The 10,000-nt window shown below is 46.9% G+C and carries 11 protein-coding genes; 6 read left to right on the forward strand and 5 right to left on the reverse strand.

From position 1 onward, the window contains the following. The 4 genes from LDL40_RS09915 to LDL40_RS09930 all read right to left on the reverse strand — a co-directional run. Nucleotides 1-492 (reverse strand): hypothetical protein (locus LDL40_RS09915; protein ID WP_300995172.1); only part of this gene is annotated, 492 nt, incomplete at its 3' end. Nucleotides 493-509: 17 nt separating this feature from the next. Beyond that, the gene (locus LDL40_RS09920) at nucleotides 510-1,136 is read right to left on the reverse strand and encodes a hypothetical protein (RefSeq protein ID WP_300995174.1); all 627 of its coding nucleotides are present in this window, start codon (nucleotides 1,134-1,136) and stop codon (nucleotides 510-512) included. Beyond that, entirely contained in the window at nucleotides 1,111-1,674 is a 564-nt protein-coding gene (locus LDL40_RS09925; protein WP_300995175.1) for a sigma-70 family RNA polymerase sigma factor, read from the reverse strand. The genes LDL40_RS09920 and LDL40_RS09925 overlap by 26 nt, the downstream gene beginning before the upstream one ends. Before the next feature lie 154 nt (nucleotides 1,675-1,828). After that, nucleotides 1,829-2,560 (reverse strand): hypothetical protein, encoded by a 732-nt coding sequence (locus LDL40_RS09930; protein WP_300995176.1) that lies wholly within the window; start codon nucleotides 2,558-2,560, stop codon nucleotides 1,829-1,831. Between the two features lie 156 nt (nucleotides 2,561-2,716). On the opposite strand from LDL40_RS09930, the gene LDL40_RS09935 reads away from it, so the two are divergent. The 4 genes from LDL40_RS09935 (at nucleotide 2,717) to LDL40_RS09950 (ending at nucleotide 8,468) form a co-directional block, all read left to right on the forward strand. After that, the gene (locus tag LDL40_RS09935) at nucleotides 2,717-3,850 is read left to right on the forward strand and encodes a sensor histidine kinase (RefSeq protein ID WP_300995177.1); all 1,134 of its coding nucleotides are present in this window, start codon (nucleotides 2,717-2,719) and stop codon (nucleotides 3,848-3,850) included. Then, complete coding sequence (locus tag LDL40_RS09940; protein WP_300995179.1) at nucleotides 3,847-4,491, forward strand: response regulator transcription factor; 645 nt, start codon at nucleotides 3,847-3,849, stop codon at nucleotides 4,489-4,491. The genes LDL40_RS09935 and LDL40_RS09940 overlap by 4 nt, the downstream gene beginning before the upstream one ends. A gap of 151 nt (nucleotides 4,492-4,642) precedes the next feature. Next, nucleotides 4,643-7,840, forward strand: coding sequence for a PAS domain S-box protein (locus tag LDL40_RS09945; RefSeq protein ID WP_300995180.1), 3,198 nt, complete (start codon nucleotides 4,643-4,645; stop codon nucleotides 7,838-7,840). Between the two features lie 55 nt (nucleotides 7,841-7,895). Beyond that, nucleotides 7,896-8,468, forward strand: a complete 573-nt coding sequence (locus LDL40_RS09950; RefSeq protein WP_300995181.1) for a DUF3833 domain-containing protein — start codon at nucleotides 7,896-7,898, stop codon at nucleotides 8,466-8,468. On the opposite strand, the gene LDL40_RS09955 is transcribed toward LDL40_RS09950, so the two are convergent. Beyond that, the gene (locus LDL40_RS09955) at nucleotides 8,465-8,863 is read right to left on the reverse strand and encodes a DUF2721 domain-containing protein (protein ID WP_300995182.1); all 399 of its coding nucleotides are present in this window, start codon (nucleotides 8,861-8,863) and stop codon (nucleotides 8,465-8,467) included. The genes LDL40_RS09950 and LDL40_RS09955 overlap by 4 nt on opposite strands. A gap of 112 nt (nucleotides 8,864-8,975) precedes the next feature. Between LDL40_RS09955 and LDL40_RS09960 the strand changes: the two genes are divergently transcribed. Together LDL40_RS09960 and LDL40_RS09965 are read left to right on the forward strand one after the other, a co-directional pair. Continuing rightward, nucleotides 8,976-9,575 carry a YhgN family NAAT transporter gene (locus LDL40_RS09960; RefSeq protein WP_300995183.1) on the forward strand — a complete coding sequence of 200 codons (600 nt, stop codon included), beginning with the start codon at nucleotides 8,976-8,978 and terminating at the stop codon, nucleotides 9,573-9,575. 86 nt (nucleotides 9,576-9,661) lie between these two features. Next, on the forward strand, nucleotides 9,662-10,000 hold a 339-nt coding region (locus LDL40_RS09965), incomplete at its 3' end, for a DUF416 family protein (RefSeq protein ID WP_300995185.1).

Raw genomic sequence — 10,000 nt, forward strand, 5'->3', positions numbered from 1 at the left:
CCGTAAATCCCTTTCTATGTCACGACGTTCTTCCCGCAGATCTCGTAGCTTTTCACTTTGATCCTGTTGTTGTTCGGCCAGAGCTTCTGCCGCTTCCGCCATTTCTTCCATGGCTTCTTCGTCGAAACTAAAGCTAAAACTGTTTGAAGTGCTGACAGGATTGGCGACATTGGTAGAAACCACAACAGTAGTGCCAGTTGCTGTCTGTGTCATGGTCGGCACAGGAGGCACTGGCGGCACAGGTGGAATCACAAAATGGCGTAACCAGCCGCTGTTACTGTCCACGCGAAAGGCCACACCTTGCCCCAACAAATAGCTGTGCTGAATACGGCCTATGCTGGAATGTTCTTCGCCACCCAGGGAGCTTTGAAGTATGTCCTGCATAATTTTCAGGTTTTGGCCAAGTTTGGCATTCACTTCTGTTGCAGCAAAACCATGACTAGCGATCATCAGGCTTGCCAGCAAAGATACTTTGCTGAATATCTTCATCATTTTGTTACTCCACTACGTTATCTGTTCTGAGTGTTCTGTGACGAGCCAAGATCCAGTCTGGCCTGGCTTGGCTGGTAATTTTCCTGCCAGTAGTGCCAGTCAGACTGACGTTGCTGATTGAGGTATTCCACCAGTTCCAGCATATCGGTGCGTCTTTCTTTGGTTTGTTGTTCGGTTAAATAATCTTTCAGCAAAATTAACTGCGACGCCTGCTGTTGCTGGGTGCTCTGTAATTGAGTCTGAATGTAATCCTGTTGCTCTTTGCGATAGCTGGCCAGCAAGGTTTCCAATTGTTGCTGCTGCATCTGTTGTCCGCCACGCCAGCTTAATGTCAGGCCACTGTCCTGCATTTGCAGTTCCAGCGGCGACAAGCTGACGACTAAAGCCAGGACTGAAAAGGCGACACTTAACTTAGGCCACCAGTTGCTGCTTTTCGCCGGGCGCTGCCATTGCTGGGCAAAAATCGACATAGTATCCACTTCAGGCACTGGTGCAAAAAAGGGCGCTTTGGCTTGACGCTGTAACAACTGTGCTGTCTGGAAGCGATCATGCCATTCTGAGTTCGGCTCCAGTTGCTCTTCGCATTCGCTGGCCGTGATTTTTCCGGCCAGCCAGGCTTCAAAAATTTGCTGACTGTTCGACATCTGCTAACTCCAACTGCGTACGCAGTTTATCTAAGGCCGCGTAAAATCTCGATTTGATGGTATTGCTTGACAGCGCCAGCTGATCGGCAATTTCATCAAAAGTAAACTGCTGGTAAAACCGCAACTCTACTACTAATCGTTGCTCGGGAGGCAAGGACCGTAGCTGGTGTTGCACCAGCTTTTGTGTGTGCTGGCCATACAGTTGTTGTTCAAAACTTGGTGCTTCATCATCGTAAAAATCATGCTCTTCAGTGAATTCCGTGGTGTTCTTTCTTTTTCTGAGCATATCCATAGCTCTGTAGTTGGCTATGCCAAACAACCAGCTTTTAAAGGAGCTGTCACCTCTGTACTGCGCCAGATTGCGGCACAGCACTATGAATACATCCTGCAGTAAATCACGGGCGTCGTCGGGCGAACCCAATAAACGCAGGCCAAAATAATACAGGGGCGCCTGATATCTCGACACCAATTGCTGCCAGGCTTTGGCATCGCCGCCTATGGCTTTTTCTATTAAGCTCTCGTCGCTGCGTTTAAACACTTTTGATCTATTGTGAAGTTGTATTGATGATAAGTCGTATCAGGTCTGAAAATAGTTTGCCTGATTTGACAAAAAAGCAGGAATATTTCTGAAGTATTTTTAAGTGGCTCAATTAAAAGGGAAATTTCCGGAGAAATCCCCCTGTTTTTTAGGCTCAGGCACCTTGTGATAAACGACGTTTAAACCAGATTGAAGTAGGTACGCCGATAAGGCTTGGCAGCAACCAGGGCAACATCATCCAATAACCTGGTAATAAGTCGGCAAATAAAGTCCTGCCGCCAAAGGCGAAGAATGCGGTATAGGCGGCTATGCCAGAACCAAGCATAGCGGCGGCGTGTTCGATCAACCAGCGATTGGCTGTGACTGTTTTTGTATGCAGGTAGTTCAGAATGCCAACACAACTGACGACGGAAATAGCCGAAAATACTATAACCAGTGGCATGTTAAAGACAACACCTTGCCAGGCCGCATAGGGAGCAACCAGGGTTAGTAACCAGACGGGAAGCTGATAAGTCCAGTGTTTCAGTGGATCGCGGTTTTGTTTGCATAACAGACTACCTGTGGCATGACGTATAGTGACCCAGGTCAGCAGGCTAAGCAGGAATAAAAACAGGTTAATCAGCATTAAAAAATCTAATTTACCTTGAGAGATTTTGCCATCCACCATGAAGCTCGCGCCTTTAATTGCTATGGGATCAAACCAAACCATAGCTGTCATCGCCAGGCCACTTAAGGCTACGGCTTTCATGATATGACCATAATAACGGCCAGAGTTGCGGTGAACTGTACTGCCTTTGCGGCTTAACATAGGTATCCAGAACAAGAAGAGTGCAATGACACCTAAGGCAATATGTAGTTTTAATAACAGGCTATGTAACATCAACATGATTTTTCTCCTTCAGCAGATGCACTCAGACTAAAACTTCCACTGCCACGGCGCAGGTGCCATTAGTCAGGATTTTTAACTGTGACTTTTGGCCTATTGAGCCGTCAGTGAAATCAGGCATACTGCATGGCGAGTCGACAAAGGTAGTCATCAGTGATGAAACGGAACAATGTAATAGCATGGGATGTGTTGGCCGGGTTACTGACCTGGTTTTTAGTTTTTGTGCTGAGCTTATGGTTGCTTCAATCTAATGCTGAACTCTGGCCGCTTTGGCCCTGGGTTGTCCCGCTGTTTTTAATCAATGGCCTGTGTTTTTACCTGACGACACGCAGTGACGAACGTCATGGCACTATGCCGCCTTTTGAGCTGGGCTGCTTTGTTCTGCAGCTGTTGTCGGCTTTGGCTTTAAACTGGCTGCTACCTCTGGATTATCTGGCTATCCTGAGCATTATCTGGGTGTCGGTTCTGCCTTATCTGCTGCCTATGCGAACTTCGGTGATCATCACTGTCGCTTTGATGGCGCTGTGGTATGGCGTAGATTCGGTCTTAGAGCAACGCTCCTTGTGGATTACAGGACTTTTGTTCAGCAGCTTTCACTTTTTTGCCATTATGATGACGAATCAGGCGCGCTCTGAGCAAAAAGCCAAGCAAGAATTGCAGCACGCCCACCAGCAATTGCTGGCCACTCAGGACTTGTTGATGGTGGCATCGCAGCAGCAGGAGCGTACCCGTATAGCCCGCGACCTGCACGATGTGTTAGGGCATCACCTCACGGCTTTAACTATTAATTTGCAAGTGGCAGGGCATTTAACGCAAGGCGAGGCCAAGGTTAAAGTGGACCAATGCCATCAGATCGCCAAATTGCTGCTGTCCGATGTGCGCGAAGCGGTCAGTGCCCTGCGCGAGCATCAGCAGTTTTCTATTTATCAGGCGCTGGAGAAGCTGCTTACTGCAGTTCCGGGTGTACGAGTGCATTGGGATTGTCCGCAAGGCGTCGAACTGGCCGATGTCAAAGTCGCACAGCACTTGTTGTTGATTGTGCAGGAAGCTCTCACCAATACCTTAAGGCATAGTCAGGCTAGTGAGTTTTATTTGTCTGTGACAGCTGTAGCTGGTTATTTGCAGCTGGCTATAGATGACAATGGCAAAGTAGCTCCGGACTGGAAGCCTGGCAACGGCTTAACCGGGATGAAAGAGCGGGTTGCCTCTTGTGCCGGGACTTTGATGTGGCAGATCAAAGACAATCACTTTCATTTACAGGTCAGCTTACCCTCAGGATTTGCAGTATGACATTACGGGTTTTACTGGTTGACGATCAAATGTTGATCCGTCAGGGCATTAAAAGTTTATTGCAGCTCTCTGGACAAGTCGAAGTGGTCGCTGAAGCCCAGGATGGTTCCACTGTGGTGGAATTGGTTCAGTTGCATCAGCCGGACGTTATTTTATTAGATTTATCTATGCCCAAAGTCGATGGCATAGCAACATTAGAGTTGTTAAAACAGCAGCAACTGAAAACCCCTGTGCTTATTCTGACCACCTTTGAAGAGCATGATCTGGTTCTGAAAAGCATTCAGCTGGGTGCCAAAGGTTATTTACTCAAAGACGTATCGCTGGACAGCTTAGTGTCGGCTATTCAGACGGTGCAGCAAGGCGGCACCTGTTTTCAGAGCAGTATCACAGAACGACTCTTGTCAGGCTTAAATCCTGTCAGTAACTTTCCTCGTCCTGCTCAGATTGAGGAGTTATCAGATAAAGAGCTGGAAATCTTACAGCTGATGGCGTCGGGTTATGCCAATAAAGAAATTGCCAGTGCTTTGTATAAATCCGAAGGCACCATTAAAAATCAGATCTCCAGTATTTTAGCTAAAATGGGAGTGCGAGACAGAACCCGCGCTGTATTATTGGCTTTGGAGTTGGGCTTAATTCAATAATAACTAACTGATTTAAGGTGCAGTATTAGTCTGTATCGCCGCTATACTGGAACTATCTTGTCCCTCTGAGACGGAGCTATTTGTTTTTATGGGTTTACAGCGCCCCGCCAACAAGGGAATGTCCCTGCGGCTGTTTTTTACAGTACCTGTAATGTTGCTATTTATTCTGACTGCAGGCTTGATCAGCTTGATTTCGTATGTCAATGGACAGCAGGCCGCCCAGCATTATGGGCAGAGACTGGCAGCTCAAATAAGCCTGAGGGTGAACTCTCATTTGCAGTACTTGCTGACGGCGCCGAAAACCGTGCTGGATTCGATAGTGCAGTCCATCAACAGCGGTATATTGGATTTGCAGTCTGAGCAGGATTTGTCTCGCTTTATGACGGTGCAGATCCGCAGTGCCCCTTACCTGACTTATGTTTCAGCTGGTTTTGCAAATGGTCGTTATCTGGGGATCAACCGGGACGTAGGCGATGGTCAACTGACGTTGATCAGTTCCATGCATCAACAAGAGTTAGTGCGTGTTCGCTACACCTTGCAGGATTTGGGCTTACCCGGTGCGGCGTTGGAGCAGGGGGTTCCTTATGACGTCAGAACCCGCAGCTGGTTTCAGTATGCGGTGCAACAAGGGAAAGCGAGTTGGTACCCCATATACAAGTATCAGTCTTATGAAGGCCTTGGCGTCGGCTTGGCTGCTCCGGTGCTGGATGCCGCTGGCCGTTTGCAGGCTGTAGTGGCAGCCGATATCAGTTTGCGGCATTTAGAGTTGTATTTACAGGCGCAATCCGTTGAAGGTCAGGGCCTGATTTTTATTACAGATCCTCAAGGCCATCTGATTGCAAGCTCAGCAAAAGCAGCCCTGGTGGCTGAGCCGGGAGCATTAACTGAACAGCAACTGGCCAGTCAAAGCGAAAATCCCTTGCTACAAAGCGCTGCTATTGCCCTAATTGGCAGAAAAAGTCCTGCCGTACAACAAGAGTTTGAGTTTGACGGCCAACAGTATTTGCTGAACCAAACCGAATTCAGCGATCCACAGGGATTGAAACTCTATATAGCTGTGGTTTTGCCGGTGCAGCATTTAATGAGTTTTGTCGATGAGAACTTTTTACAGGCTTTGTGGTTAATCATGTTGGCAGTGATTGTAGGCGCTGTTTTGATTTTTGTCTTAAGCCGCAAGCTGGTGCAACCTATTGAAGCTTTACATAAAAGGGCCGACCTTCTGGCCAGTGGCGACAGAACTGATGTTCATCTGTATCAGACTCCTGTTTATGAGTTAAACGGGCTATTGAGTTCTTTTGACTTGATGGCGAGCAGACTCAATGACGCATTTAGGCAATTAGAATACAAAGTTGAACAGGGAACTGCATCCCTGGAACGTTTATCGCTGGTCGTTAGCAGGACCAGCAATGGGGTCGTGGTCACAGATCCCCAGGGTGTAATTGAATGGGTTAATCCAGCCTTTGAACGGCTGTCCGGGCGTAAAGCCGCGGATTTAACCGGAAAAACTTTACTTCATGTCATCGCTCATCAAGAGTCGGATCCTGTCAGATTAGAGCGGATCCGGCAGTCTGTCAGCCAGGGCTGTGGGTACTCCGAGGAGCTACTTTATTATGCTGCTTCAGGTCAAAGCTATTGGCTGAGCCTGGAATGTGATGCGGTATTCAGTGAACAGGGACAACTCACTGGCTTTGTTCTGATTTGCCTGGATATCAGCAGCAGGAAAAAATCTGAGACGGAAGAGAAAGACAGCCAGAACAGAACTGAACGTCAGCGCAGTACTTTAGCTCAACTTGTGATGGACGAGGCTGTGGCCAGCGGTGACAGTCTGGCCTTTGCAAAAAGTTTGGTACGTTCTACCGCTCAGGCTGTGCTTTGTAACAGGGTAAGTGTCTGGATGTTATCAGAGCAAGGCGATGAGATGTTTTGCCTTGCGTTGCATCAAACTGAAAGTTCCTCGCCACAAAGACAGTTGATATTGCGACGGACGGACTACCCGGATTACTTTGCTGCCGTGGCGTTACGTGGTTGGATTTGTGCAAATGACGCCGTGAATGACCCTGCCACCAGAGAATTTGCGGAGTCTTATCTGAAGCCTTTGGGCATTAGTTCTATGTTGGATGCTGGCATCATGATCGCAGGCAAAGTAGTGGGCATATTGTGTCTTGAGCACATAGGTCCTAAAAGGCAATGGCATTCTGACGAAGAAGCTTTTGTCAGTGCTATTGCGGCCGTGATGGCTCAGACTTTATCTGTTGCTCAGCGCAAGGATGCGGAACAGGTAAGCAAAGAATACGCTCAGCACACTCAAACTATTCTGAATAATGTAGTCGATGGCATTATTACAATCGATGAAAATGGTCGTATTGCCAGTATGAATCCCGCTGCCCAGGTGTTGTTTCGTTGTAAATCAGAAGATTTTCTCGGGCGTTATGCCACTCAACTATTACCACCTGTGCATCGGCAGCTGCAAGAATCGCAGCAAGCTTATTTACCCGTGCCAGGCGTAAAACCTTTATTGGGAACCAATAGGGAGCTGGATGGCTTAAGAGCTGACGGTAGCACTTTTTCTATGGAGATGGCGTTATCGGTGATCCGTAGGCAAGGACGATTAATTTACATTTGTACTGTGCGTGACATCAGCGATAGAAAACGAATTGAGAGGTTAAAAAATGAATTTGTCTCGACCGTCAGCCACGAGCTTCGCACTCCGTTAACTTCAATAACAGGCGCTTTAGGTTTATTGCACGGTGGGGCAATGGGAGACATGACAGAAAAAGTCAGCAGTCTGATTAGCATCGCCTATAAAAACTGCCAGCGACTGACCCTGTTGATCAATGATTTATTGGATATTGAAAAAATTGCTGCGGGTAAAATGCAATTTGATTTAAAAACTGAACTGGTACTTCCCTTGATCCAGCAAGCTCTGGATGCAAATAAAGTCATGGCGCAAGAAAGGCATATCCAGCTTGGGATCCAGGCAAAACTTACTGATGCCAGCATTCAGGTGGATGCCAAACGTTTTATTCAGGTGCTATCTAACTTTTTAAGTAATGCAATCAAATTTTCACCTGCCGCAGCCATGGTCATGGTGGAGTTAAGTCTGCAGGATAAATGGGTTCGTATAGCGGTAACTGACCAGGGACCTGGTATACCAGACAAATTCCGGGATCGCCTTTTCCAGCGTTTTTCACAAGCAGATGCATCGGACACCAGGCAAACAGGAGGCACAGGTCTGGGGCTGGCTATTTCCAAAGAATTGGTGCACGGAATGAATGGCACTATTGGCTTTGATTCAGTAGAAGGAGCTGGTGCAACTTTTTATTGTTGTTTTGCATTGGTGCAGGACTGAGCCAGATTGAAGGGATGGTCGTATAACTTTATAGAGTTCTTTATGGAGTTTACTAATGCGTCTTATCACTTTGTTTGCGCCTTTGCTGCTGTGGGGTTGTAGCCATCAGGTTCAGGAGTATCAGCAGCAAACTCCGGTTTTTCATTTACCAGACTATTTCAATGGTTCGCTTCAAGCCTATGGTGTAGTGAAAAACTGGCAAGGCAAGCAAAGTGTGCGCTTTGAAGCCCAGTTGTGTGGCCAATGGCAAGGCGAGCAAGGCACTTTGTTTGAATTATTTCACTTTAGCGATGGCCGGGTAGAGCAACGAATTTGGCAGTTAGCCGTAGATAAAACCGGCCAGGTGACAGGTTCAGCGGCGGACGTGACGGGTCAGGCAACTGGTCAACAGGCTGGTAATACGTTGTACTGGGAGTATGTGCTGCAAATCCCGGATGATGGCGATGTCATTGAAGTAAAAGTGGAGGACTGGCTGTATCTGGTGACGCCTAAACAACTCATCAATCAATCCACTTTGTATAAATTTGGATTGCCGGTCGGAGAAATTATTTTATCTATTCAACAGCAGGACCCTAAAGCCAATTGCAGCGCACTGGAACAGCAACTCAAGGAGTTGCGGGCGGGCTAGGTCCGCTCTTGTTCCATACTTTCCAGCTCTATTTTTATCGCATTACACGAGATCTGAATTTCGTACAAAGAGACCAGTAAACTCAGGATTAAGCTGGCGAGACTGGCGCCAAACGCCACTTGGCCTGCTATATCCCATTGTAAAAACAAGAAAAACATAGATAAGGTACAAAGCACAAAACTGATGACGCCCCAGCGTTGCATTGAGCGGATTAAAAACATCCGCTGCCTTAAGTTTTCTATCTGGCGTTTTGCCAGATCCCGCACCTCACCACCTTCGCGAGTATTCAACTGACGGATCAGTTGGGCTAAAACCAAAAATCTATTGGTATAAGCCAATAAGAGTAAAGAGATAGCCGGAAATAACAAAGCGGGTGTTGTCATCGTCATCAGCATAATGTCACCTCTGGGTACGCGGAAAAAATCAGTCTAAGGTTCTGATCATATTCGCATTAAGCTGAAGCCGATAGTACACTGGCTTATAAAATAAGCAGAAAAGGCGAAAAAGATGTCAGTGGATCTGTGGAGCGCTATGCTCACCTTATTTTTAATTATGGATCCGGTAGGCAATTTGCCTGTAGTGGTCGCTATTCTGAAAAATATTAAGGAAGAGCGACGCAATAAAGTACTGATCCGGGAGCTTATTTTATCTTTAATTGTTCTACTGGTGTTTTTATACGCTGGCCAGAGCTTCCTGGATTTACTCGCGGTAAAATCGGAAGCCGTTAGCATAGCTGGCGGTATCATTTTATTTTTGATAGCGATCAGGATGATTTTCCCCCAGCCCGGTGGCGTAGTGGGTTTAAAAGAGGGCGAAGAACCTTTTTTATTTCCTTTGGCAGTGCCAATGATCGCTGGGCCTTCTATTCTCGCAGCGCTGATTTTATTGGCAAACCAACAACCAGGGCAAATGTGGGATTGGACTTTAGCTTTACTCGGTGCCTGGCTGATAAGTTCAGCTATTTTGTTGTTTGCTCCATTATTTCATCGGGTGTTAGGAGAGCGTGGTCTCACAGCAATGGAGAGACTGATGGGGATGATTCTGGTGATTATTGCCGTACAAATGTTACTGAACGGTTTTTCGCATTACATGAAATGGGACAGTTAGTCACAGTAGCCAGAGAACAGAGTTTTCTGCCAGGCTGTGCTTGTGTATGATGCGCAGCCATAGAAGCCAGAGCAGGATGGATAAAAATGAAACAAAAAGCGAATAATTTTCAGAAGATGCGGGAACTTGGCTTCTATCAGCAAGCGGCTATAGCTGCAACTTTGTTAGAACGTATGCTACCAAACTATCAGTTGTTCAGCGAAGTGACAGGTTTTGGTGATGCAAAATTGTGCCGTGACATACTGAATCTGGTGTGGGAGTGGCTTTTTGTCAAAAAAGTGAAGATTAACTTTGAACGCTTGTGCAACGAACTGGAAGTGGCGACCCCGGATCAAAGTCAGTTTGATATGTTTGGTGTTTATCCTGCTATTGATACCGCCACGGCGTTAGATTCTATGCTCAACGGTATTTTGTCGCAGGACGCA

Origin of the sequence: Rheinheimera sp. (assembly GCF_020217005.1) — a bacterium.
Lineage (GTDB): Bacteria > Pseudomonadota > Gammaproteobacteria > Enterobacterales > Alteromonadaceae > Pararheinheimera.

What these genes read in the sequence shown, in the direction of transcription:
- LDL40_RS09920 (WP_300995174.1), bottom strand. Translation starts at nt 1,136, where the DNA reads ATGTCGAACAGTCAGCAAATTTTTGAAGCCTGGCTGGCCGGAAAAATC.
- LDL40_RS09930 (WP_300995176.1), bottom strand. Translation starts at nt 2,560, where the DNA reads ATGTTGATGTTACATAGCCTGTTATTAAAACTACATATTGCCTTAGGT.
- LDL40_RS09935 (WP_300995177.1), top strand. Translation starts at nt 2,717, where the DNA reads ATGAAACGGAACAATGTAATAGCATGGGATGTGTTGGCCGGGTTACTG.
- LDL40_RS09940 (WP_300995179.1), top strand. Translation starts at nt 3,847, where the DNA reads ATGACATTACGGGTTTTACTGGTTGACGATCAAATGTTGATCCGTCAG.
- LDL40_RS09945 (WP_300995180.1), top strand. Translation starts at nt 4,643, where the DNA reads ATGTTGCTATTTATTCTGACTGCAGGCTTGATCAGCTTGATTTCGTAT.
- LDL40_RS09950 (WP_300995181.1), top strand. Translation starts at nt 7,896, where the DNA reads ATGCGTCTTATCACTTTGTTTGCGCCTTTGCTGCTGTGGGGTTGTAGC.
- LDL40_RS09955 (WP_300995182.1), bottom strand. Translation starts at nt 8,863, where the DNA reads ATGCTGATGACGATGACAACACCCGCTTTGTTATTTCCGGCTATCTCT.
- LDL40_RS09960 (WP_300995183.1), top strand. Translation starts at nt 8,976, where the DNA reads ATGTCAGTGGATCTGTGGAGCGCTATGCTCACCTTATTTTTAATTATG.